At 74.6% G+C, this 21,905-nt stretch carries 20 protein-coding genes, 1 pseudogene and 1 riboswitch; of the genes and pseudogenes, 11 read left to right on the top strand and 10 right to left on the bottom strand.

The genetic code is table 11. The features are described from left to right. Positions 1 to 75: 75 nt before the first annotated feature. From OG500_RS27755 to thiO, 3 genes are all read right to left on the bottom strand, one after another. The gene (locus OG500_RS27755; RefSeq protein ID WP_327069576.1) at positions 76 to 885 is read right to left on the bottom strand and encodes a thiazole synthase; all 810 of its coding nucleotides are present in this window, start codon (positions 883 to 885) and stop codon (positions 76 to 78) included. 6 nt (positions 886 to 891) lie between these two features. Then, positions 892 to 1,101: a sulfur carrier protein ThiS gene (gene thiS, locus OG500_RS27760; RefSeq protein WP_327069577.1), complete on the bottom strand. Its 210-nt coding sequence runs from the start codon at positions 1,099 to 1,101 to the stop codon at positions 892 to 894. Next, on the bottom strand, positions 1,098 to 2,285 hold the full coding sequence (gene thiO / locus OG500_RS27765) for a glycine oxidase ThiO (protein WP_329584095.1): 1,188 nt from the start codon (positions 2,283 to 2,285) through the stop codon (positions 1,098 to 1,100). The genes thiS and thiO overlap by 4 nt, the downstream gene beginning before the upstream one ends. Then, a riboswitch (TPP riboswitch) is annotated at positions 2,281 to 2,393 on the bottom strand. Its footprint overlaps the gene before it by 5 nt. An 81-nt stretch (positions 2,394 to 2,474) precedes the next feature. Between thiO and OG500_RS27770 the strand changes: the two genes are divergently transcribed. From OG500_RS27770 to thiE, 3 genes are all read left to right on the top strand, one after another. Further along, positions 2,475 to 3,668: an NAD(P)/FAD-dependent oxidoreductase gene (locus OG500_RS27770; protein WP_327069579.1), complete on the top strand. Its 1,194-nt coding sequence runs from the start codon at positions 2,475 to 2,477 to the stop codon at positions 3,666 to 3,668. 67 nt (positions 3,669 to 3,735) lie between these two features. Continuing rightward, positions 3,736 to 4,092: an Rv2175c family DNA-binding protein gene (locus OG500_RS27775; RefSeq protein ID WP_442789367.1), complete on the top strand. Its 357-nt coding sequence runs from the start codon at positions 3,736 to 3,738 to the stop codon at positions 4,090 to 4,092. After that, positions 4,089 to 4,748, top strand: a complete 660-nt coding sequence (gene thiE, locus OG500_RS27780; RefSeq protein WP_327069581.1) for a thiamine phosphate synthase — start codon at positions 4,089 to 4,091, stop codon at positions 4,746 to 4,748. The genes OG500_RS27775 and thiE overlap by 4 nt, the downstream gene beginning before the upstream one ends. Before the next feature lie 19 nt (positions 4,749 to 4,767). On the opposite strand, the gene OG500_RS27785 is transcribed toward thiE, so the two are convergent. Beyond that, positions 4,768 to 5,895, bottom strand: a complete 1,128-nt coding sequence (locus tag OG500_RS27785) for a polyprenyl synthetase family protein (protein WP_327069582.1) — start codon at positions 5,893 to 5,895, stop codon at positions 4,768 to 4,770. Between the two features lie 176 nt (positions 5,896 to 6,071). Here OG500_RS27785 and metF point away from each other — a divergent pair, with 176 nt between their 5' ends. Together metF and OG500_RS27795 are read left to right on the top strand one after the other, a co-directional pair. After that, entirely contained in the window at positions 6,072 to 6,986 is a 915-nt protein-coding gene (metF, locus tag OG500_RS27790; RefSeq protein ID WP_327069583.1) for a methylenetetrahydrofolate reductase [NAD(P)H], read from the top strand. Positions 6,987 to 7,082: 96 nt separating this feature from the next. Then, the gene (locus OG500_RS27795; protein WP_329584099.1) at positions 7,083 to 7,937 is read left to right on the top strand and encodes a hypothetical protein; all 855 of its coding nucleotides are present in this window, start codon (positions 7,083 to 7,085) and stop codon (positions 7,935 to 7,937) included. Positions 7,938 to 7,968: 31 nt separating this feature from the next. Here OG500_RS27795 and OG500_RS27800 read toward each other — a convergent pair whose 3' ends face one another. Both OG500_RS27800 and OG500_RS27805 read right to left on the bottom strand, forming a co-directional pair. Continuing rightward, positions 7,969 to 9,363, bottom strand: a complete 1,395-nt coding sequence (locus OG500_RS27800; RefSeq protein WP_327069585.1) for a phytoene desaturase family protein — start codon at positions 9,361 to 9,363, stop codon at positions 7,969 to 7,971. Between the two features lie 11 nt (positions 9,364 to 9,374). Continuing rightward, a pseudogene (locus tag OG500_RS27805) lies at positions 9,375 to 10,007 on the bottom strand (alpha/beta fold hydrolase); the annotation flags it as partial. 111 nt (positions 10,008 to 10,118) lie between these two features. On the opposite strand from OG500_RS27805, the gene OG500_RS27810 reads away from it, so the two are divergent. From OG500_RS27810 to OG500_RS27820, 3 genes are all read left to right on the top strand, one after another. Continuing rightward, complete coding sequence (locus tag OG500_RS27810; RefSeq protein WP_327071711.1) at positions 10,119 to 10,619, top strand: SAV_6107 family HEPN domain-containing protein; 501 nt, start codon at positions 10,119 to 10,121, stop codon at positions 10,617 to 10,619. A 28-nt stretch (positions 10,620 to 10,647) separates the two neighbouring features. Beyond that, positions 10,648 to 11,400, top strand: a complete 753-nt coding sequence (locus OG500_RS27815; RefSeq protein ID WP_327069586.1) for a methyltransferase domain-containing protein — start codon at positions 10,648 to 10,650, stop codon at positions 11,398 to 11,400. A 242-nt stretch (positions 11,401 to 11,642) separates the two neighbouring features. Next, entirely contained in the window at positions 11,643 to 12,035 is a 393-nt protein-coding gene (locus OG500_RS27820) for a DUF3040 domain-containing protein (protein ID WP_327069587.1), read from the top strand. Between the two features lie 151 nt (positions 12,036 to 12,186). Here OG500_RS27820 and OG500_RS27825 read toward each other — a convergent pair whose 3' ends face one another. The 4 genes from OG500_RS27825 to OG500_RS27840 form a co-directional block, all read right to left on the bottom strand. Continuing rightward, the gene (locus tag OG500_RS27825; RefSeq protein ID WP_327069588.1) at positions 12,187 to 14,607 is read right to left on the bottom strand and encodes a transglutaminase family protein; all 2,421 of its coding nucleotides are present in this window, start codon (positions 14,605 to 14,607) and stop codon (positions 12,187 to 12,189) included. Continuing rightward, entirely contained in the window at positions 14,604 to 15,896 is a 1,293-nt protein-coding gene (locus OG500_RS27830; RefSeq protein ID WP_327069589.1) for a DUF58 domain-containing protein, read from the bottom strand. Before OG500_RS27830 ends, OG500_RS27825 begins: the two co-directional genes overlap by 4 nt. Before the next feature lie 40 nt (positions 15,897 to 15,936). Continuing rightward, complete coding sequence (locus tag OG500_RS27835; protein ID WP_327071712.1) at positions 15,937 to 16,926, bottom strand: AAA family ATPase; 990 nt, start codon at positions 16,924 to 16,926, stop codon at positions 15,937 to 15,939. A gap of 308 nt (positions 16,927 to 17,234) precedes the next feature. Beyond that, positions 17,235 to 17,777 carry a beta-class carbonic anhydrase gene (locus OG500_RS27840; RefSeq protein ID WP_329584104.1) on the bottom strand — a complete coding sequence of 181 codons (543 nt, stop codon included), beginning with the start codon at positions 17,775 to 17,777 and terminating at the stop codon, positions 17,235 to 17,237. Between the two features lie 345 nt (positions 17,778 to 18,122). Between OG500_RS27840 and rsmH the strand changes: the two genes are divergently transcribed. The 3 genes from rsmH to OG500_RS27855 are packed head-to-tail and all read left to right on the top strand — an operon-like array spanning position 18,123 to position 21,904. Next, on the top strand, positions 18,123 to 19,097 hold the full coding sequence (gene rsmH, locus OG500_RS27845) for a 16S rRNA (cytosine(1402)-N(4))-methyltransferase RsmH (RefSeq protein WP_327069591.1): 975 nt from the start codon (positions 18,123 to 18,125) through the stop codon (positions 19,095 to 19,097). Positions 19,098 to 19,151: 54 nt separating this feature from the next. Further along, entirely contained in the window at positions 19,152 to 19,793 is a 642-nt protein-coding gene (locus OG500_RS27850; protein WP_329584106.1) for a cell division protein FtsL, read from the top strand. Then, entirely contained in the window at positions 19,790 to 21,904 is a 2,115-nt protein-coding gene (locus OG500_RS27855; RefSeq protein ID WP_327069593.1) for a peptidoglycan D,D-transpeptidase FtsI family protein, read from the top strand. The genes OG500_RS27850 and OG500_RS27855 overlap by 4 nt, the downstream gene beginning before the upstream one ends. Position 21,905 lies beyond the last annotated feature (1 nt).

Genomic DNA, 21,905 nt, shown 5'->3' on the forward strand with positions numbered 1-21,905 from the left:
GGAGTCTAGGGGCGGTCAGAACACGGTTGGGTGACCCTGGTGTCCTGGTTCGTCATCAGTACCGGTGACGGCAGGTCAGAAGGCGGGCCGCTCGCGGTGGTCCGGGTGCGGTGCCAGATCGGCGCGGCCGGCCATCGCGGAGGAGGCCTCGGCGTGGAAGCGGCGCGGGATCCGGCCCGCCCGGTGGGCCAGGCGCCCGGCCTCGGTGGCCCGGCGCATGGCGTCCGCCATCAGCACCGGGTCCTGCGCCCGGGTCACGGCGGAGGCCAGCATCACCGCCGAGCAGCCCAGTTCCATGGCCAGTGCCACGTCCGAGGCGGTGCCCGCACCGGCGTCCAGGATCACCGGCACCCCCGCGCTCTCCACGATCAGCTGGAAGTTGTGCGGGTTGCGGATCCCGAGGCCGGAGCCGATCGGAGAGCCCAGCGGCATGATCGCCGCGCAGCCCACGTCCTCCAGCTTGCGGGCGAGCACCGGGTCGTCGTTGGTGTAGGGGAGCACGGTGAAACCGTCGTCCACCAAGGTCTCGGCGGCGTCCAGCAGTTCGATCGGGTCGGGCAGCAGGGTCCGCTCGTCGGCGATCACCTCCAGCTTCACCCAGTCGGTGCCCAGCGCCTCGCGGGCCAGCCGGGCGGTCAGCACCGCCTCGCCGGCGGTGAAGCAGCCGGCCGTGTTGGGCAGCACCCGGATGCCGTTGCGCGCCAGCACCTCCAGTACCGAGCCCTGGGTGTCCGCCTTGACCCGGCGCATCGCCACCGTGGTCAGCTCGGTCCCGGAGACCCGCAGCGCCTGCTCCAGCACCTCCAGGCTCGGTGCGCCGCCGGTGCCCATGATCAGCCGGGAGGCGAAGGTGGTGTCGCCGATCGTCAGAAGGTCGTCAGCCATCGCCGCTCAGCCCCCCTGCACCGCGGTGAGGATCTCCACCCGGTCGCCCGCCGCGAGCCGGGTCTCGGGCCAGCTGCCGCGCGGCACCACGGTCTCGTTGAGGGCCGCGGCCACGCCCGAGGGCGCCTTGGAGAGCTGGGCCACCAGCTCGGCCAGCGTGGCGGAGCCGGCCACCTCGCGCGGCTCGCCGTTGACGGTGAGGGGGATCTGGTTCATCGGGCACTCCCGGCAAGGGTCGGAACAGCGGCGAAGCGGGCGGGGGAGAAGGGGACGGCGAGCTCCGGCACGGTCCCGGTGGCCAGGCACTCGGCGAGCAGGTCGCCGGTGACCGGGGTGAGCAGCACGCCGTTGCGGTAGTGGCCGGTGGCGGCCAGCAGGCCGGGCAGCGCGGTGGGGCCGAGCAGCGGGGCGTTGTCCGGGGAGCCGGGGCGCAGGCCCGCGCTGGTCTCCACCAGCGGCAGCTCGGTGATGCCGGGGACCAGCTCGTGCGCGTCGCGCAGCAGCTCGTAGACGCCGCCGGCGGTGACCGTGGTGTCGTAGCCCTGCTCCTCGGTGGTGGCCCCGATCACCAGCTCGCCGTTCGCCCGCGGCACCAGGTAGAGGTGGCCGCCGCGCACCACCGCGCGCACGTTGCGCGACAGGAAGGGGGCGTAGGCCCCGGGGATCCGCAGCCGCAGGATCTGGCCCTTGACCGGACGGATCGCGGGCAGCACCCCCGGCGGCAGGCCGGGCAGCTGGTGGCTGCGCGAGCCGGCCGCCAGCACCAGCTGGTCGGCCCGCAGTTCGCCGCCGCCGCCCAGCCGCACCCCGCGGGCGCGGTCGGCCTCGACCAGCAGCTCGCCCGCCTCCGCCCGGTGCAGCCGTACCCCCGCCCGCTCGCAGGCCGTCACCAGGGCCGCGGCCAGCCGCCGCCCGTCCACCTGGTGGTCGCCGGTCACGTGCAGGCCGGCCCGCACGCCGGGGGCCAGCATCGGTTCGAGCCGGCGGGCCTCGCGACCGGTCAGCCAGCTCGACGCAAGGCCCAGCCGGTGGTGGAAGGCGTGCAACTCGCTCAGCTCGGCCTTGTCGTCCGCGTCCAGCGCGACGGCCAGCGTTCCGGTGGCGCGGTAGCCGGTGTCCTGCCCGGTGGCCGCCGTCAACTCGGCGGCGAAGTCGGCGTACCGGCTGTTGGAGGCCATGCCCAGCCGCAGCAGCGGTTCCTCGCCGTACTGCAGCTCGGTGACCGGGGCCAGCATGCCGGCCGCCACCTGCGCCGCGCCGCCGCCGGGGGCCGGGTCGACCAGCGCCACCCGCAGGCCGCGCTGCGCGGTGCGCCAGGCGACCGCCAGACCGATGATCCCGCCGCCGATCACCAGCACGTCGGTGTCGGTTCGGGAGTCTGTCGAAAGATCGCGTGCCAAGAGAACCGGTTCTCCCTTCGCCGGAATGACCCGGATCAGGTTCGGACGGTCGCAGGCCGCCGCAGCCCGCCTCTCAGCCCGGTGCACCGGGCTCCCGTGAGGATGCCCCCACCATAACGCCGGGCGCCTTGGGGACTGAAGGCGCCGATCGCCGGGTGGACGGCGGACGCGCTCAGTAGAGTTCGCCAGATGGCAGAGCTGAAGAGCACGGATCGGGTGGTCGTGGTCGGCGCGGGGGTGGCGGCCGCACAGTGTGCGGTGGCGCTGCGGGAGGGGGGTTGGCACGGGTCGCTGAGTCTGGTCGGCGCGGAGCCGCACAACCCCTACGACCGGCCGCCGCTCTCCAAGGACGTCCTGCTCGCGAAGGCCGATCGGACGGCCCTCGACCTGGACTGGGAGGCGCTCGGCGTTCAGCTGCTGACCGGTCGCCGGGCCACCTCGGTGGCCCCGGGGAGCCTGGGCACCGACGCCGGCGAGCTGCCCTGGGACCGCCTGGTGCTGGCCACCGGAGCCGCCCCGATCCGGTTGCCCGGGGCCGCCTCGGCCCGGGTGCTGCGGACCATCGACGATTCCCTCGCACTGCGTGCAGTCCTGCGCCCGGGCGCACACCTGGTCCTGGTCGGCGCGGGCTGGATCGGCGCCGAGACCGCCACCGCGGCCCGCCGGCTCGACTGCCGGGTGACCGTGCTGGAGGCCGCCGACGCCCCGCTGCCGGGCGCGCTGCCCGCCGAGCTGACCGCGCCGATGCGGCAGTGGTACGCGCAGGCCGGTGTCGAGCTGCGGCTGGGCGCCCGGGTGGACCGGATCGAGCCGGGCGCCGTGCACCTGACCACCGGTGAACTGGTACCGGCCGACGAGGTGGTGGTCGGGATCGGCGCCCGCCCGGACACCGGCTGGCTGGCCGGCTCCGGCGTCGAGCTGGACGCCGGGGGCGCCGTGCTGGCGGACGCGGCGCTGCGCACCACGCTGCCCGGGGTCTGGGCGGCGGGCGACTGCGTCAGCTACCCCTCGGCCCGCTACGGCGAGCGGGTCTGGGTCCAGCACTGGGACCACGCGCTGCACTCGGGCCGGGCGGTGGCGGCGGCGCTGCTGGGCGGTGAGGTCGCCTACGACCCGGTGCCGTACTTCTGGTCCGAGCAGTTCGGGCGGATGGTGCAGTACGTCGGGCGGCACTGCGCCGGCGACCGGCTGCTGTGGCGTGGCTCACCCGAGGACGCGCAGTGGAGCGTGCTGTGGCTGCGCGAGGAGCGGCCGGTGGCGGTGCTCGCCGTGGACCGCCCGCGCGACCTGGCCCAGGCCCGGCGGCTGATCGACCAGGGTGCGGTGCTGGACCCGGCGCTGGCCGCCGACCCCGCGCTGCCGCTCAAGTCGGCCGTCCGCTGACGCCCCCCTGACGGGCGGGTGGGTGCGCGGGGCCCGGCAAAGGTGGCAGGCTGGTGCCGTGAGCGACATGGAAGCCAAGATCGAATCCCTGGTCAACGACTGGATGTACCTGCCCGACATCTCCGAGCGCTGGGGGGTGCTGGTCACCGAGGTCCGTCAGATGGTCAAGGATCACAAGCTGATCGCGGTCCGCCGCGGTCCCAACCGGTCGCTGCAGGTCCCCGCGGCCTTCATCACGGACGACGGCCTGGTCAAGCACCTGGCCGGGACGCTGACCGTGCTGCGGGACGGCCGGTTCACCGACGAGGAGATCCTGGAGTGGCTCTTCACCGAGGACCCCTCGCTGCCGGGCAGCCCGATCCAGGCGCTGCAGGAGAACCGCGGTACCGAGGTGAAGCGGCGCGCCCAGGCGATGTCGCTGTGACGCCCGGTACCCCGGCGCGGGCGCGGCTGGCCGACGCCCGGCTCTACCTGTGCACCGACGCCCGCCGCGAGCAGGGCGACCTGGCGCAGTTCCTGGACACCGTGCTGGCGAACGGCGTGGACATCGTCCAGCTGCGGGACAAGGGCCTGGAGGCCCGGCAGGAGCTGGAGCTGCTGGAGGTCTTCGCCGCGGCGGCCGAGCGGCACGGCAAGCTCTTCGCGGTGAACGACCGGGCGGACGTGGCGCACGCCGCCGGGCCGCACGTGCTGCACCTGGGGCAGGACGACCTGCCGGTGCCCGCGGCCCGGGCGATCCTCGGCCCGGACGTGCTGATCGGCCGCTCCTGCCACGCCGAGGCCGAGGTGGACCGGGCGGTCGCCGAGCCGGGGGTGGACTACTTCTGCACCGGACCGGTCTGGCCGACCCCGACCAAGCCGGGCCGCCACGCACCGGGCCTCGGCCTCGTGGAGTACGCGGCCCGGGCGACCACCGACCGGCCGTGGTTCGCGATCGGCGGGATCGACCTGGGCAACCTGGACCAGGTGCTCGCGGCGGGCGCCCGCCGGGTGGTGGTGGTCCGCGCGATCACCGCCGCCGACGACCCGGGCGCCGCGGCGGCCGAGCTGGCCCGCCGGGTCCGCTCGGCGGGCCGGTAGCGACAGCCGGCAGCGCCGGTCAGTAACGACGGACCGTGGCGGCCCGGGCGAGCGCGAGCAGCGTCTCCCGGGCCGCTTCGTCCTTCAGCGGCGCGGCGGCCAGCGCGGCCAGCGAGCGCTCCATCAGCGCCTCGATCCGCTGCTCCACCTGCGCGGGCGCACCGCTGGCGGCGACCAGTGCGCTCAGCTCGGCGATCTCGGCGGCCGTCAGGTCCGCCGCGCCCAGCCGCCCGTCCAGCCGGGCCGCCTCGGCCCGCGGCAGCGCGCGCAGCGCGAGCGCGACCAGCAGGGTGCGCTTGCCCTCGCGCAGGTCGTCACCGGCCGGCTTGCCGGTGACGGCGGGGTCGCCGAAGACGCCGAGCAGGTCGTCGCGCAGCTGGAAGGCCTCACCCAGTGGCAGCCCGAAGTCCCCGTACGCGGCGACCAGTTCCTCGCTCGCCCCGGCCAGCCGGGCACCCACCTGGAGCGGGCGCTCGATGGTGTACTTGGCCGACTTGAAGTGGAGCACCGTGGTGGCCCGGGTCAGCGCCAGGTCGTCGGTCGAGTCGCCGGCCACCGGCTCCAGCACGTCCAGGTACTGACCGGCCATCACCTCGGTGCGCATCAGGTCGAAGACCGGCTTGGCGGCCAGCACCGCCGCCGCGTCCAGCCCGCAGCGCACGAAGAGCTGGTCGCACCAGATCAGCAGCAGGTCGCCGAGCAGCAGCGCCGCCGCCGCCCCGTACTGCTCGCGGTCGCCGCGCCAGCCCTGCTCGCGGTGCAGCGCCTCGAAGCGGCGGTGCATCGAGGGCAGGCCGCGCCGGGTGTCGCTGCGGTCCATCAGGTCGTCGTGCACCAGGGCGCTGGCCTGCAGCAGCTCCAGCGCGGCGGCGGCGTTGGCGATCCCGGTGCTGCCCGCGCCCGCCGGGTCGGTGCCGTCCTCGCCGCCGGCGCCGCGCCAGCCCCAGTAGCAGAAGGCGGGGCGCAGCCGCTTGCCGCCGTCCAGCAGGAAGTCCCGCAGCGCGTCGGCCGCTGCCACCAGGTCCGGGGAGATCGAGCTCAGCAGCGCGTGCTGCTCGGCCATGAACCGGGTGAGCGCGGCGTCCACCTGGGTGCGGGCACCCGCCTGGTCGAGCGGTCGCGCGGGTGTGGGGCTGGGCGAGGTCACGAGGCACTCCGGAGTCACGTGGGTGGAGATCAGACTAGCCGGGCGGCCGGACCGGCACGGCGCACCACCGGCCAGCAGCCACCGGAGCCGGGCACCCGCCCCAGCGGGCGGACAGATTGTCTCAGTAGTTGGGCATTGTTTGTCCGCGCCGCCACTGCGACGGCTACTCTGCGAGCATGGCACTCGGCACTCCGTCCACCAGAACCGACCGCGCGCTCACGGTCCGCGAACTCCTGGCGGCTGGGAAGCGTTCGTACTCATTCGAGTTCATGCCGCCGCGCAGCGAGGCGGCCGAGCACAAGCTCTGGGCCGCGATCCGTCGCCTGGAGGGACTCAACCCGAACTTCGTCTGCATGACGTACGGCGCCGGGGGCTCCTCGCGGGGACGCACCGTCAACATGGTCGGCCGGATCGCCACCGAGACGACGCTGACGCCGGTCGCCCACCTGACCGCCGTCGACCACTCGGTGGCCGAACTGCGCAACATCATCGGCCAGTACGCCGACCAGGGCGTGCGCAACGTCCTCGCGGTGCGCGGCGACCCGCCCGGCGACCCGAGCGCCGAGTGGGTGCGCCACCCGCAGGGCGTCAGCTACGCCTACCAGTTGGTCGAACTGATCAAGTCGATCGGCGACTTCTGCGTGGGCGTGGCCGCCTTCCCGCAGATGCACCCGCGCTCCAGCGACTGGGACCAGGACATCCGGCACTTCGTGGCCAAGATGCGGGCCGGTGCCGACTACGCGATCACCCAGATGTTCTTCGAGGTGGAGGACTACCTGCGGCTGCGCGACAAGGTCGTGGCGGCCGGCTGCGAGGCGCCGATCATCCCGGAGATCATGCCGGTGACCAACGTCAAGCAGCTGGAGCGGTTCCCGCAACTGAGCGGCTCGGCCTTCCCGGCGGAGCTGGACGCCCGGCTGCGCGCGGTGGCCGACGACCCGGCGGCGCTGCGCGAGGTGGGCATCGAGCACGCCACCGCGATGTCCGAGCGACTGCTCGCCGAGGGTGCGCCGGGCCTGCACTTCATCACCCTCAACGGCTCGACGGCCACCCTGCAGATCTACCAGAACCTCGGCCTGCACCGGGGCTGACGGCCGCGGCATCGGGGGATGTGGGGCGGCGGCGGTCGAACAGGTACAGTCGCCGCACGCGCGCGGCCGCGCGCCGGGCTGTGCTGGAGGACGCTGATGGGCATCGGGATGCTGGCGTTGTACGCGGCGCTCGCCGTGGTCGCGCTCTGGCTGCTGGCCGAGCTGCTGCTGCAGAACCGCGCGCCGCTGCACTGGCGGGGTCTCGCGCTCGGCGGATTCCTGCTGGTGGCGGCCGGGATGGCGATCCACTCGGTGCCGGTGATCTCGGTGGGGGCGCTGGCGTTCGCCGGGGGACAGGCGATGGTGACCCTCTCCGTCAAGCGCGGCTACGCCAAGGGCTGGTCGCTGCGGGGGGCCGACGGCTCACTGCCCGGACCGCTCGCCAAGGTGCCGCTGCTCAGCGCGGCCACCGGGGGCGCGGCGGCGGTGGCGGCCGCGGCGGTGGCGGCGGAGAAGGTCGGCGAGGTCGGGCCGATCGAGGAGTCCGGGCAGCAGGTGCTGCCGGAGCCGGCGGTGCCGCCGGCGGCCGAGGACGGCGACTACGGCGTGTACGAGACCGCCTACGAGTCGACGGACGGCTCGTTCACGGCCGGTCAGTTCCCGGATGGCCAGTACACCGGCGGTCAGTTCGCGGGCGCCCAGTCGATGAACGGCCCGTCGATGGACGGCCGGCCGGTGATGCAGGAGCAGCTGATGACGCCCGGTCAGCAGCAGCCCGGGTACGGGTACGCCGAGCAGCAGCAGTTCGACCCGCAGTACGGCTACCAGCAGCAGGAGTACCCGGGGTACTACCAGGAGCAGCAGCCCTACGTGCCGTACGAGCCGCAGTGGCAGCAGCAGCCCTACGACCCGAGCCAGTACCAGCCGGACTACGTCGTGCCGCAGCAGCACATCCCGCAGCAGCAGTCGTACGAGTACTACCAGCAGCCGCAGCCCGAGGCCTGGCAGTAGCACCGCCCGGCGCCCCGGCCCGGGAGCGCGCTCAGGCCGGCCCGATCAGCCCCGCCACCACGCAGGCCGACATGCCGGCCCGCGCCAGCCCGCCACCCGGGTGCGCGGCCCCGCCGAGCAGGTAGTGCCCGGCCCGCCCGGTGGTGTTGGCGGGCTGCAGGAAGGCTCTGCCGGCGCCGGCCAGGGCCGGGCGCGGTACGGCGCCGCCCGGGGCCAGGGTTTCCCGCTCGGTGTCCGCCGGGGTCCGCACCACCCGCCAGAGCACCCGCTCGCCCAGGCCCGGCCCGGCCGCGTCCACGTGGGCGAGCACCTGGTCGGCGAAGCGGTCGGCGACGCCCGGGGCGGTCCAGTCCAGCCGCGCCTGCGAGGGGACGGTCACGGTCAGGGTGACCGCCTCGTGCTCCTCGTCCGGGCGGGTCGACGGGTCGTCAGGACGCAGCACCTGCACGGTCGGACGGTCGCACAGGCCCGGCACCTTCGCGAACAGCGCCGTGAGTTCCGCGTCGCGGTCGGCGGCGTGCACCACGGTGCGCTGCGCGGTGCCGGGCGGGCGGGCGCCGCGCAGCGCGAGCAGCACGCTGACCCGCCCCGGCAGCGTGGCCTCGGCGGGCGCCGGGCGCAGCACCAGGTCGGCCTCCGGCGGGTCCTGCTCGATACGGGTGTCGAAGCGGAACTCCACCCCGCGCTGCTCGCACCGCCGGTACACCGCCTCGGCCAGCGCCCGCAGTCCGCCCCGCACCGACCAGACGCCGAAGGTCTGCTCCATGTAGGGGATCACGGTGGCGCCGGCCGGCACGGTGCGCGGGTCGAAGCCGAACCGCAGCGCGTACTCGGTGAGCAGCGCGGTCAGCGCGGGGTGCCCGTCCAGCTCGCGGGTGGCGATCTGGTCCAGGGTCGGCGCCGGGGCGCCGGGCCGCAGCCGGGCCAGGCCGCGGCGCGGGGCGGCGGGGTAGGGGTCGGTGCCGAGCGCGCCGGGGTCGGCGGGCAGCGGCTCCTCCAGCAGCGGGCGGCGGGTGGCCTCCCAGACGGCCCGGCCGCGGTTCATCACCGCGCCCCAGCGCTCGCCGGCCCCCGTGCCGAGCGCCGCGTCCAGCGCCTGCGCGACGCCGCCGCGGGAGGCGTTGGGCAGGGTCAGCGTGGTGCCGTCGGCGAACAGGTGCCGGCTCTCGGGGTCCACCGGGGCCAGCTCGACCAGCTGCTCCAGCGGCTCCCGGCCGGTCTTCAGGGCCAGGTCGCGATAGACGGCGGGCAGCGTCAGCAGGGTCGGTCCGGTGTCGAAGGCGAAGCCGTCGCACTGGTGGTGCCCGAGCATCCCGCCGTAGGTCCCGGCCGCCTCGCAGACCGTCACCCGGTGCCCGACGGTGGCCAGCCGGGCCGCCGCTGCCAGTCCGCTGATGCCCGCTCCGATGATGACGATCCGTGCCATGACGCGTGATCTTAATCCGCCGGTGCTGGTGCTGGTGCTGGTGCCGGTGCCTCGGTCACGGCACGGGCGAAGGCGTCGGGGTTGTCCAGCATCACGTTGTGCCCCGCGTCGGGGATCGCGAAGTGGCGCACCCCCGGGCCCGGCAGGTGCGCGGTGCCGTCCGCGGCGGGGTGGATGAAGGCGCGCGGGATCGGCAGCTCCAGCAGCAGCTTGCGCATGGTCGGGCTGGTGCCCCGGGCCAGCTGCACGGCGCTGCGGTCCAGCGCGGTGCGCCCGGCCAGCCGCATGGTGGACCACCAGTGCGGACCGACCGCCTCGCGCACCTCGCGCCAGCCGCCCGCCAGGAACTCCGCCTCCGAGTGGGCGGCGATCCCGCGGCTGCCGCCGTGCCCGGCCCGGGGCGGGACCGGATCCAGGTTGGCGTCCACCAGCACCGGCGCCGCGACCAGCTCGGGGTGCCGGTGCGCCAGCACGATCGCCACCGCTCCGCCCATGCTGTGCCCGATCAGCTCCGCGCCGCCGACCCCGGCCGCGCGCAGGGCGCCCGCGACGGCGTCGGCATGGGCCTCCAGCGTGTACGAGAAGTCGGTGGGCCGGTCGCTGAGGCCGAAGCCCAGCAGGTCGAGCAGGAGCGAGCGGCGCCCGGTCCACCGGCGCCGGTCGGGCGCCGGGCCGGATTGTCAGTGCCGGGCGCGAGCATGGCGGTGGACGGGTCGACCGGCCCGCACCGCCCGCTCTGGACCGGGGGAGAGACCATGACCGTCGCCGACCTCCATGGGGGCACGTCCCGGCCGCAGGCCGGGGGCCAGCTCCCGCTGCGCTCCGTCGACGTGCACCCGGTGCTGCTCAAGGCCGGTGCCCCGCCCGCCGCCCGCGACCTGCTCGCCCAGGCCCACCGCACCCTGCTCCGGGCCGCCGCCGCCCAGGACCCCCTGGAGCGCTACGCCACCGCGCACCTGGCCGCGCTGCGCACCACCGCCGCGGTGCTCGCGGTGCGGGGCCGCCCCGAGAAGAACCCGCGCCGGCGCAAGGCCATACGCAGTGCCTGGGAGGTGCTGCCCGAGGTGGCCCCCGAGCTCGCCGAGTGGGCGCTCTACTTCGCCGCCGGGGCCGCCAAGCGCTCGGCCGCGGAGGCCGGGGTGCCCGGCGCGGCCTCGGCCCGCGACGCCGACGACCTGATCCGCAACGCCGCCCTCTTCGTCCGCTTGGTCGAGCGAGTCCTGCAGCTGGGAGGCAATAGGATCGAGAGCGACTGAGCCGCCGGCCTCCTGAAGGAGACGACCCTTGTACCCGACGCGTCCTCGCAGCGCCCTGCGCACCGCCGTGGTCTGGGAGGTGGTCAGGGCGGCGCTGGAGCGCCGCGCCAGCGAGCTGGACCAGCCGGTGCTGGACGTGCTGGACACCGGTGGCGGGACGGGCAACTTCGCCGTGCCGGTGGCGCGCCTCGGCCACCGCGTCACGGTGGTGGACCCCAGCCCCGACGCGCTCTTCGCCCTCGAACGCCGGGCGGCCGAGGCCGGGGTGACCGACCTGGTCCGCGCGGTGCAGGGCGACACCCAGACGCTGCCCGAGGTGATCGCCCCCGCCTCGGTGGACGCGGTGCTCTGCCACGGTGTCCTCGAGGTGGTCGACGACCCCGCCGAGGCGCTCGGCCACCTGACCGCCACCCTGCACAAGGGCGGCCTGGTCAGCCTGCTGGCCGCCAACCGCAACGGCGCCGTGCTGGCCCGCGCGCTGGCCGGCCACTTCGACGAGGCCCGCACCGTGCTGGACGCCCCCGACGGCCGCTGGGGCGCCGGTGACCCGATGCCGCGCCGCTTCACCGCCGCGGAGCTGCACGAGCTGGCCGCCGACAGCGGCCTGCAGGTGGCCTCGGTGCACGGCGTGCGGGTCTTCGCCGACCTGGTGCCCGGCGTCCTGGTGGACACCGAGCCGGGTGCCATGGAGGCACTGCTCAAGCTGGAGGAGGCCGCTGCCCAGCAGCCCGCCTTCCACGCCGTCGCCACCCAGCTGCACCTGCTCGCCCACCTCGGCTGAGCCCGCCGGGGCCCCGGTTCACCTGGGCGGGCACTCGACGGCCACCACGCGCGTTTCCCTGGTGGTGGGGAGGGGCGGATGTGGCGGACACGACCGGCCGCCGCCCACCCCGTAACCCGTCGACGGACCGTATGATCTGGGTAAAGCCAGAACGCATGACGGCCTGACGCATGGGGCATATGGACCACAACAAGGCCAGGTGGCGGACCGGTCGCCCCGCGACCGACGAGTAGGAGGACTCCGTGCCGCTCTCGGAGCACGAGCAGCGACTGCTCGATCAGATGGAGCGAGCGCTGTACGCCGAAGATCCCAAGTTCGCGACGGCGCTTGAGGGAACCGGGCTGCGCACACACACCCGCCGGCGGGTGTACCTGGCCGCGGCGGGGTTTGTGGTCGGAGTGGCCCTCCTGATGGGAGGCATGATCATCCAGCCGCAGCTCATCTGGCTGAGCGTGATCGGCTTCCTGGTGATGCTCGGCTGCGCGCTGGTCGCGGTGGCGGGCTGGCGCAAGAACCCCGTGGTCGGGCCGGGCCCCGGTCTGCGGGCGGCCCCGCCGGTCCGGCGCAAGGCCGGCGTGATGGACCGGATGGAACAGCGCTGGCAGCGCCGCCGGGACGAGCACGACGGTCTCTAGGCAGGTCGGCCGGGGCAAGCCGGGCGGTACGAACCGGGCGCGCGAAGTCAACCGAACGCAGCAGGTGGGCGGGTGATCCGAGAGGATCACCCGCCCACCTGCTGTCGTGCCCCGCCGGTCCGGGGCCCCAGGCCCTGGACCGGCTCTGGCCCTAGTCCTGCCCGGAGCGCCGCAGCCGGCGCAACGGACGTCCGAGCACGCCGGTCAGGCGCCGCCCGGCGGCCTGCCCGCGCAGCCGCGCCGACAGCAGCCGGTCCGCCAGCCGCCAGACGAGCCGTACCGCCGAGGGCGGCAGCAGCAGCGCACGCAGCCGCTTCCCCCGCCCGGCCGAGTTCCGCAGGCGCTGGTGCACCGCGCGCACGTCGGACCCCAGCGAGGGCTGCGGGCCGGCCGCCCGGGCGTACAGCACCTGCTCGGTGGCCAGCGCCACCCGGCCCACCGCGGCCCGGCCCGGCTCGTCCAGCTCGGCCGCCTGGCTGATCCGCTCCCCGGTGTGCCGCGGGCTGTGCGCCTGGTCGGGCGGGATGCCCAGGTCCCAGGCGGTGTCGATCAGCTCCGCCCAGGCCGCCAGCACCTGCTCGTCGGTGAGCTGCCCGCCGGGGCCGCCGGGCCCGCGCCGGCCGCCGCCCAACCGGCGCCGGCGCAGCCTGGTCCGCCAGAGCATGGGCGACAGCAGCAGGAGCAGCACGGCCGCAACGGCGCCGATCAGCGCCAGCACCTGCCCGGACGGTCCGCTTGCGGCGGGCGCCGCCGCCGTCGGCAGCTGCTGCGGTTCCTGCTGGCCGCAACCGCCCTGCTTGCGGGTCGGCCCCGCACAGCTGGAGTCGGCCGAGGGCGCCGACTGCGCCGGGGCGTCGGCCCGGGCGGAGGGCTGCGCGGTGGGGACGCTCTGGCTCGGCGCGACCTGCGGCCCGCTGTAGTCCGGCGCCACCCCGCGGCTCGGGGTCGGCTCGAAGCGCATCCACCCGGCGCCGGAGAAGTAGAGCTCGGGCCAGGCGTGGTAGTCCTTGCTGCCCACCACGTAGTTCCCGTTGCCCTGGTCGGCGCCGGGCGCGAAGCCCACCGCCACCCGGGCCGGGATGCCCAGCGTGCGGGCCATCGCGGCCATGGTGGCCGCGAAGTGCACGCAGAAGCCCTTGCGGTCCTGCAGGAAGGTGGCGATCGCGTTCGGCCCGGTGCCCGGGTCCACCGAGGAGCTGTAGACGAAGCCGCCGCTGGTGGTGAACCAGTCCTGCAGCGCCACCGCCTTGTCGTAGTCCGAGCTCCTGCCGTTGGTGACCTGCTGGGCCAGTTGCTTGACCACCGGCGGCAGGTTGCTGGGCAGCTGGGTGTAGCGACTGGTGATCGAGCTGGGCGCCGGCGGTGCCGCGCGCAGCTGGTCGGCGGTCGGCATGACGGTCAGCGAGGTCACCGAGTAGTTCAGGCCGGTGGCCTTCTGGCCCCGGTCGCCGATCACCGCGCCGACCTCCGGCTCGTAGCGCCAGTTGCCCGGCGCGTCGACCCGGCTGATCGGGTAGGGCGCCGGCAGCCAGTCGGTGCTCAGGCTGCTGGACACCTGGATCTGGGTCTCCATCGGGGGGGCCGTGACGTCGCTGGAGAGCCCGTCGGGCCGCGGCACGGTGCTGGGGACCACCTCGGCCGGCTGGTTGCCCGGCTTCCACTCGACGCCGTTGAACTCGTCCAGCGCGGTGATCCGCAGGTAGGTGGTGGCCAGCGCCGGGTCGTCGCCGTGGTACTCGATCAGCTCCTGGTTGTCCGGGCGGCGCAGCCCGTCGGTCAGCGAGACCACCGGGTTGAGCGCGTTGATGCTGCCGTTGCCCGAGCCGGAGCCGTTGTCGCCGAAGCCGCCGTTGACCAGGCTGAGGTCCCAGTTGGGCGCCAGCACCGGCAGCACCAGCGCGCAGACCAGCGCTATCAGCCCGATCCGGTGGCCACCGGTGGGCAGCCCGTCGCGGCTCTCCGGGGAGCCGGAGCCGCGGAAGACCCGGCCCCAGCGGGAGAGCCGGTCGCGGCCCTCGGCGAAGAGCAGCATCAGGTAGCCGCCACCGGCCGCCAGGAACCAGAGCCAGGTGGCGCCGTCCTGGGAACCGGCCAGGCCGGTGCCCACCGAGTAGAGGGCCAGCAGCGGCAGGCCGGCCGGCGCCGCCTTGCGGTAGGTGACCGCCAGCGCGTCCACCGCGACCGCCACCAGGGCCACCGAGGCGACCAGCAGGAACCGCAGGCCCGTGCTGGCCGGGGCCGGGATGGCGTAGGCGCTGATGTCGTTGCCGGCGGAGGTGAGCAGGTCGTTGAAGGCCGCCACGGTGCCCGGACCGGGCAGCACCCCGGCGGTGAAGCTCGGGTGCACCGAGCCGAGCAGCAGCAGGTAGCAGACCACGACCAGCTGGGCCAGCACGATCAACGGGCGCGGCGCCGCCAGCCGGCGCAGCCCGGCGCCGATCAGGGCGACCGCCAGGATCAGCAGGACGGCGGGCTGCACCCAGCCGGCCGGGCGCAGCAGCGGGGTCAGGCCCAGCATCGCCAGCGCGGTGGCCAGCGCCGCGTACAAGGTCAGTCTTGCGCGCGTGGTCACGCGCCCACCCCCTTCGCGCCCCGGCCGCTGCCGGCCTGGGCCTGGTGCCGGTCCGCCAGTCGCCACAGCTCGGGCACCGAGTCCCCGGCCCGGACGGGCAGCACGGTCCAGCCGGCCTCGCGCAGCAGCCGCAGCTGCCGGTCGTACTCCTCGGACGCGCTGTCCGGGAAGAGCTGGCGCAGGCCGGCCCAGGTCGCGGTGTCCAGCACGAAGGCGATCGCCGCCCCCGCGCGGCGCCGCAGTCGGCCGAGCTCGGCCACCTGTCCGTCCTCCAGCGTGCCGAGGATCGCCACCACCAGCCCCTCGCCGCCCAGCCGCAGCACCTCCTCGGCGCGGGCCAGCCCGCTGCCCTGGGAGTGCTCCAGTACGGCCAGCGAGTCGAGCAGCAGCCCGACCGACTCGCTCACCGAGCCGCTGCCCCCGGCGCTGGTCCCGGGGACCTGGATGCCGCTGTCGGTCAGCAGCCGGGTCTGGTAGCCGCGTTCCATCAGGTGGTTGCCGACCGAGGCCGCGCAGCTGACCGCCCATTCGAAGGACGAGGCGGGGCCGCTGCCCCGGTGCCCGCTCTCGCGGGTGTCGAGCAGCACGGTGGCGCGGGCGCGCAGCGGCTGCTCCTCCCGGCGCACCATGAGCTCGCCGTACTTGGCGGTGGACTTCCAGTGCACCCGGCGCAGGTCGTCGCCGTGCCGGTACTCGCGCGGCACGGTGTCGTCGTCGCCGGCCAGCGCCACCGCGCGGGACACGCTGTCGCCGTAGCCGGCCCACTCGCCGGACAGCCGCACCGGCGGCAGCGCCTGCACCTGGGGAACCACGGTGAGGGTGTCCGAGGCGGTGAACGCCCGGGTCAGCTCGACCATCCCGAACGGGTCGCTCAGCCGCAGCTGGAGCGGGCCGAGCGGGTAGCGGCCGCGCAGGTCGGAGCGGACCCGGTAGGAGACCTCGCGGAAGCCGCGCGGCTCGACCCGGTCGAGCACGAAGCGCGGGCGCGGGCCGAGCACGTAGGGGACCCTGTCCTCCAGCATCAGCAGGCCGGTGGGGGTGCGCGAGATGTTGTCCACCCGCAGGTGCACCCGCGCCTCCTGGCCGGCGGTTGCCCGGTGCGGGGTGAGCCGGCGCCCGCTGGCCACCCGGTAGCGGGTGCGCAGCATCAGCAGCACGGCGGCCAGCGGCAGCGCGGCCAGCAGCATGCCGACCCGCAGCAGCGCGTTCTGGCCCAGCAGGTAGGAGCAGACCACCGCGGTCACACCGGCGGCGAGGAAGGAGCGGCCGCGGGTGGTCAGGCCGCGCATCCCGGCACGGAAGCCGGACGGTTCACCGGCTGGCGCCACCTCAGGACCGCCGACCCAGGCCGCCGGCGCCCGGACCCTGCGGGTGCGGGATCGGCACCCGGGTGACCAGCTCGGCGACGATCTGCTCGGCGCTGCGCCGGCTCAGCTGCGCCTCGGCGGTGGGCAGCAGGCGGTGCGCCAGGATCGGCACGGCCAGCGCCTGCAGGTCGTCGGGGAGCACGTACTCGCGTCCGGCCAGCGCCGCCGCCGCGCGGGCGGCCCGGATCAGGTGCAGGGTGGCCCGCGGGGAGGCGCCCAGGCGCAGCTCGGGCGACTGGCGGGTGGCGGTGACCAGGTCGACCGCGTAGCGGCGGATGCTCTCGGCCACGTGCACGGTGCGCACCACGTCGATCAGCTTGAGGATGTCGTCCGCGTGCGCGACCGGCTGCAGGTCCTCCAGCGGGGAGCTGGCGCCGTGCGAGTCCAGCATCGCCAGCTCGGCCTCGGGGCTCGGGTAGCCGATCGAGATCCGGGCCATGAAGCGGTCCCGCTGGGCCTCGGGCAGCGGGTAGGTGCCCTCCATCTCCACCGGGTTCTGGGTGGCCACCACCATGAACGGCAGCGGCAGCTCGTAGGTGGTGCCGTCGATGGTGACCTGCCGCTCGGCCATCGACTCCAGCAGCGCCGACTGGGTCTTGGGCGAGGCCCGGTTGATCTCGTCGCCGACCACGATCTGCGCGAAGATCGCGCCGGGCCGGAACTCGAAGTCCATCCGCTGCTGGTCGAAGACGTTGGTGCCGGTGACGTCCGAGGGCAGCAGGTCGGGGGTGAACTGGATGCGGCGCACCGTGCAGTCCACCGACCGGGCCAGCGCCTTGGCCAGCATGGTCTTGCCGACGCCCGGCACGTCCTCCAGCAGCAGGTGCCCCTCGGCCAGCATCACGGTCAGTGCCAGGCGCACCGCCTCCGGCTTGCCCTCGATCACGCTCTCGACCGAGGACCGGACCCGCTCGATGACCGCGCTCAACTCGGGCAGGCCCACCGGTCCCATCGGGACCGCCGCCGCAGACCGCGGGATGTCCCCGTGCCTGTCGAGACCGGCCTGCTCGTTGTAGGTCGTCACCCGTTCGCTCCTCGCCCCTGCTCACACCGGTCCGTTGAACCGGAACCGGCCCCACCCGGTCAGACGCGGCCAGGGCCCGGTTCGGATCAGGGTCCGATCGAAGCTCGGGGTTGGGCTCGCGGGCGGACCGTCTCCGGTGGTCGAGATGCCGGTCCGCAGCCGCATTCTTCCCTGAGCGGCGGCCAGAAGTCACCCGATGGGGCGACGGGGCGGACGCGGGCGGGTCGGAGCCCGGGTCAGTGCACCTCGCGCAGCAGGCCGGTGTGCACGTCGAAGACGAAGCCGCGCACATCGTCCGTGTACGGCAGGAACGGTGAGGTGCGCACCCGCTGCATGGACTGGCGCACGTCGCCGTCCAGGTCGACGAAGGACTCCACCGCCCACTGCGGGCGCTGGCCCACCTCCAGCTCCAGCTCGTGGCGGAAGTCCTCGGTCAGGCCGAGCAGGCCGCAGCCGGTGTGGTGGATCAGCGCGACCGACCGGGTGCCGAGCGCACGCTGGCTGATGGTCAGCGAGCGGATGGTGTCGTCGGTCACCACGCCGCCGGCGTTGCGGATCACATGGGCGTCGCCGAGTTCGAGACCGAGCGCGGCGAACAGGTCGAGACGCGCGTCCATGCAGGCCACCACGGTGACCTTCTGCACCGGGCGGGCGTCCATGCCGCCGTCCTCGAAGCCTTCGGCGTAGGCGCGGTTGGCGGTGACGAAGCGATCGATGATCGTCCCGACGGCCGAGGCAGTGGGGCCGGCGGGCGAGATACCGTCTGGGGTCACTGTCATAGGTGTGACGTTAGTAGGAATTGAGTGGGCGTGGTGGGCCCGGTGCCCGATCCGTCGGCCGGTGTGATGGAGCGCATAGGGGTGCGCGTGGCGCAAGTCGACGCCAGGGGCGCGGACGGTAGTCTGACGGTCCGTACACAGCCCGCGGCCTCCTCCCGCTCCGTGCCACCTGACGCACCTTCCCCGGCGCCGGGCGGTAGCGCCTTCCCCCCAGCGAGCGGGCGGGGACCCCGGGCGGCGTCCGGGAGCGCCGGTGTTGTGGGCGAGAATGGGGCGGATCACGGCTCCCGGCGCCCGCAGGCGGCTGACGGGCGGCACCCGCACCGAGGAAAGGCGCCCCCGCGCATGGCCACTGGCACACCGGAACCCAAGCACGTCCCGGTCATGCTGCAACGCTGCATGGACGCGCTGGCCCCGGCGATCAGCGCCCCCGGTGCCGTGGTGGTGGACGCCACCCTGGGCCTGGGCGGGCACAGCGAGGCGCTGCTGCGTCAGTTCCCCGAGGTCCGCCTGGTCGCGGTGGACCGCGACCCGGTGGCGCTGCGACTGTCCGGCGAACGGCTGGCGCCGTTCGGCGAGCGGGCCACCCTGGTGCACGCCGTCTACGACGAGATCCCCGAGGTGCTGGCCGACCTCGGCATCGGCGAGGTCCAGGGCCAGCTCTTCGACCTCGGCGTCTCCTCGATGCAGCTGGACGAGGCCGAGCGCGGCTTCGCCTACGCCCAGGACGCCCCGCTGGACATGCGGATGGACCAGAGCCGCGGGCTGAGCGCGGCCGAGGTGCTCAACACCTACACCCACGGCCAGCTGGCCCGGATCCTCAAGGTCTACGGCGAGGAGCGGTTCGCCGGCAAGATCGCCTCGGTGATCGTGCGGGAGCGCGAGAAGGAACCGTTCAGCAACAGCGCGCGTCTGGTGGAGTTGGTACGCAACGCGATCCCGGCGGCGACCCGGCGCACCGGCGGCAACCCGGCCAAGCGGACCTTCCAGGCGCTGCGGATCGAGGTCAACGGCGAGCTGGAGGTGCTCGACCGGGCCATCCCGAACGCGCTCGGGGTGCTGGCGCTCGGCGGGCGGATCGCCGTGATGTCCTATCAGTCCCTGGAGGACCGGCTGGTCAAGCAGTACTTCGCGGCCGGCGCCACCAGCACCGCACCACCCGGGCTGCCGTTCATCCCCGAGGAGCACCAGCCCTGGCTCAAGCTGATCACCCGCGGTGCCGAACTGGCCACCGAGGCGGAGATCGAGGAGAACCGGCGCGCCGCGCCCGTGCGGCTGCGGGTGGCGGAGAGGATCCGGAGTACGAAGACCCGGGGCTAGGTCCTGACCGGACCCAAGGCCGTACGGGGGGCGAGGACGGGCGAGGGTGTGAAGGTGAACCGGGAGAACAGGGTGCAGGCGGCCGGCAGCGACCAGCGGGGCAGGCTGCTGCCCGGGCAGCCGGGACGCGCCAGGATCACCGTGCGCCCCGGGCGCCCGCCGCGCGGCGGGCGCGGGCGGATGCCGTTCGCGGTGCTGATGGTGCTGCTGCTGGCCTCCGGGCTGCTCGGACTGCTGATGCTGAACACGGCGCTCAACGAGGGCTCGTTCGAGCTGACCAAGCTGCAGAAGCAGACCAACACCCTGACCGACCAGCAGCAGAGCCTGCAGCAGCAGATCGACCACGCCGCGGCCCCCGACGCGCTGGAGCGCAGTGCCCGCCAGCTCGGCATGGTGCCCGGTGGGGACCCGGCCTTCCTGCAGGACGACGGCAAGGTGCTCGGCAGCCCCGGGCCCGCCAAGGACAGCCCGCCGGTCAAGCGCTCCGGCGCCGACCTGTGGCCGGCCGCCGGGCCCTCGGCGCCCGCGCCGGCCGCCGCCCCGGCCCCCGCCGGTTCGGCCGCGGCGGGCGGGGCAGCCGATCCGGCGGCCACTGCCGAGGGATCGCTGCGGGTCGACCCGGTCGGCCCGCAGCCGAGCCAGAGCCCCGGCGCCAGCGCAACTCCCAGTCCGAGCCCGAGCGGAAGCCCCCGATGAGCACCCCACGCCGCCCCAGCAACCCAGGCGAGCGCCGTGAGCGGCCCGCCGCCCCCCAGCAGCGCCGCACGGGCGAACGGCCGCGCCGGCCGGGCGAGCAGCCGCCGAAGGCCGCCGCCAAGCCGTCGGGCGCGGCCCGGACCGCCGCCCGCCCGCCCGCCCGGCGACCGGCGCCCGCCAAGCGCCCGGCCCCCGCCCGTCGGCCCGCCGCCCGCCCGCAGGTGCGCCGGCTCACGCTGGCCGACCCCCGGCGCCGGCTGCGGGTGGTCACCATCGCGCTGGCCGTGGTCTTCTCGATCTTCGCCGGGCGCCTGGTGCAGATCCAGCTGGTCGACTCCAGCGCGCTGGCCGCCGACGCCAGCACCTACCGCTACGTCGAGGTCACGCTCCCCGCGACCCGCGGCTCGATAACGACCGCAGACGGCGTGGCGCTGGCCACCACGGTGGACGCCTACGACATCACCGCGGACCCGACCATGTTCACCCCCGAGGCACTGCACATCCCCGACGGCCCCGAGCAGGCCGCGGACCTGCTGGCGCCGATCCTGAACATGCCCCGGGACAAGGTGATCGCCAAGCTGCGCACGCCCAGGACCAAGGGCATCACGGTGGCCCCGCAGCAGAGCCCGCAGACCCGCAACCAGATCATGGACCTGCAGACCGCGCTCACCAAGAAGGTCGACACCAAGACCTGCCGGGCCCAGAAGCAGCAGGCCGGCAAGCCGGCCGGCCAGGGCGGCCGCACCAGCATCGACGACGCCTGCGCCAACCCGTTGGAGGGGATCTTCTCCAAGGAGACCTCCAGCCGGGTCTACCCGGCCAACGGGCTGGCCTCCAACCTGGTCGGCTTCGTCAACAGCGAGGGCACCGGGGCCGGCGGCCTGGAGCTGCAGTACCAGAACCTGCTGGCCGGCAAGGCCGGGCACCGCACCTCGGCGGTCTCCGGCGGCCAGCCGATCCCCACCGGCAGCGGCACCACCCAGCAGGACGCGGTGCCGGGCAGCGACGTGCGCCTGACCATCGACCAGGACATCCAGTGGGCCGCCCAGCGGGCGATCACCGACCAGGTGAGCGCGGCCGGCGCTTCCAGCGGCTACGTGATCGTCCAGGACGTGAAGAGCGGTCAGGTCCTGGCCATGGCCACCTCGCCCGGCTTCAACCCCAACGACCTGAGCACCGCCAGCGCCGACCAGCTCGGCAACCCGGCCCTGCAGGACGCCTACGAGCCGGGCAGCACCGCGAAGCTGATGACCATGTCCGCCGTGCTGGACACCGGCAGCGCCGACTGGGACAGCCACGTGACCGTCCCCGGCACCCTGCAGCGCGCCGACCGGGTCTTCCACGACGACGTCGACCACGACACCTGGTACCTGACCCTGGCCGGGGTGCTCGCCAAGTCCTCCAACATCGGCACCATCGAGGCCGCCGAGCACCTGGGCAAGGACCAGCAGCAGTCGAACCAGATCCTCGGCTCCTACCTGCAGAAGTTCGGCATCGGGCAGCCCAGCGGCCTCGGCTTCCCCGGCGAGACCCGCGGCATCCTGGCCAACCCGGCCGACTGGAAGGGTTCGCAGCAGTACACCATCCCGTTCGGCCAGGGCCTGTCCGTCAACGCGCTGCAGGCCACCTCGGTCTTCTCCACCATCGCCAACGGCGGCGTCCGGGTGGCGCCCAGCCTGGTGGCCGGGGTGACCGGCCCGGACGGCCGCTACACCCCCGCCGCCGCGCCCGCGCAGACCCGGGTGGTCAAGCCGGAGACGGCCAAGACCGTGAGCGAGATGCTGGAGTCGGTGGTCACCGACGAGCAGGGCACCGGCAACGCCGCCCAGATCCCGGGCTACCGGGTGGCCGGCAAGACCGGCACCGCCAACCGGGTGGACCCCAAGACCGGCAAGTACAACGGCTACACCGCCTCCTTCATCGGCTTCGCGCCCGCCGACGCGCCCCGGGTCACGGTCTCCTGCGTGATCCAGAACCCGGTCAACGGCCACTTCGGCGGCCAGCTCTGCGGTCCGGTCTTCAAGCAGGTGATGGAGTTCACCCTCAAGACCCTCCAGGTGCCGCCGAGCGGCAGCGCGGCACCCAACCTGCCCGTCGACTGGAAGCCCTGAG

This window comes from Kitasatospora sp. NBC_01250 (assembly GCF_036226465.1).
GTDB lineage: Bacteria > Actinomycetota > Actinomycetes > Streptomycetales > Streptomycetaceae > Kitasatospora.

What these genes read in the sequence shown, in the direction of transcription:
- OG500_RS27775 (WP_442789367.1), top strand. Translation starts at nt 3,736, where the DNA reads ATGGAAGCCAAGATCGAATCCCTGGTCAACGACTGGATGTACCTGCCC.
- OG500_RS27810 (WP_327071711.1), top strand. Translation starts at nt 10,119, where the DNA reads ATGACCGTCGCCGACCTCCATGGGGGCACGTCCCGGCCGCAGGCCGGG.
- OG500_RS27855 (WP_327069593.1), top strand. Translation starts at nt 19,790, where the DNA reads ATGAGCACCCCACGCCGCCCCAGCAACCCAGGCGAGCGCCGTGAGCGG.
- OG500_RS27755 (WP_327069576.1), bottom strand. Translation starts at nt 885, where the DNA reads ATGGCTGACGACCTTCTGACGATCGGCGACACCACCTTCGCCTCCCGG.
- OG500_RS27800 (WP_327069585.1), bottom strand. Translation starts at nt 9,363, where the DNA reads ATGGCACGGATCGTCATCATCGGAGCGGGCATCAGCGGACTGGCAGCG.
- thiS (WP_327069577.1), bottom strand. Translation starts at nt 1,101, where the DNA reads ATGAACCAGATCCCCCTCACCGTCAACGGCGAGCCGCGCGAGGTGGCC.
- metF (WP_327069583.1), top strand. Translation starts at nt 6,072, where the DNA reads ATGGCACTCGGCACTCCGTCCACCAGAACCGACCGCGCGCTCACGGTC.
- OG500_RS27840 (WP_329584104.1), bottom strand. Translation starts at nt 17,777, where the DNA reads ATGACAGTGACCCCAGACGGTATCTCGCCCGCCGGCCCCACTGCCTCG.
- OG500_RS27830 (WP_327069589.1), bottom strand. Translation starts at nt 15,896, where the DNA reads ATGCGCGGCCTGACCACCCGCGGCCGCTCCTTCCTCGCCGCCGGTGTG.
- OG500_RS27835 (WP_327071712.1), bottom strand. Translation starts at nt 16,926, where the DNA reads ATGGGACCGGTGGGCCTGCCCGAGTTGAGCGCGGTCATCGAGCGGGTC.
- rsmH (WP_327069591.1), top strand. Translation starts at nt 18,123, where the DNA reads ATGGCCACTGGCACACCGGAACCCAAGCACGTCCCGGTCATGCTGCAA.
- OG500_RS27795 (WP_329584099.1), top strand. Translation starts at nt 7,083, where the DNA reads ATGGGCATCGGGATGCTGGCGTTGTACGCGGCGCTCGCCGTGGTCGCG.
- OG500_RS27770 (WP_327069579.1), top strand. Translation starts at nt 2,475, where the DNA reads ATGGCAGAGCTGAAGAGCACGGATCGGGTGGTCGTGGTCGGCGCGGGG.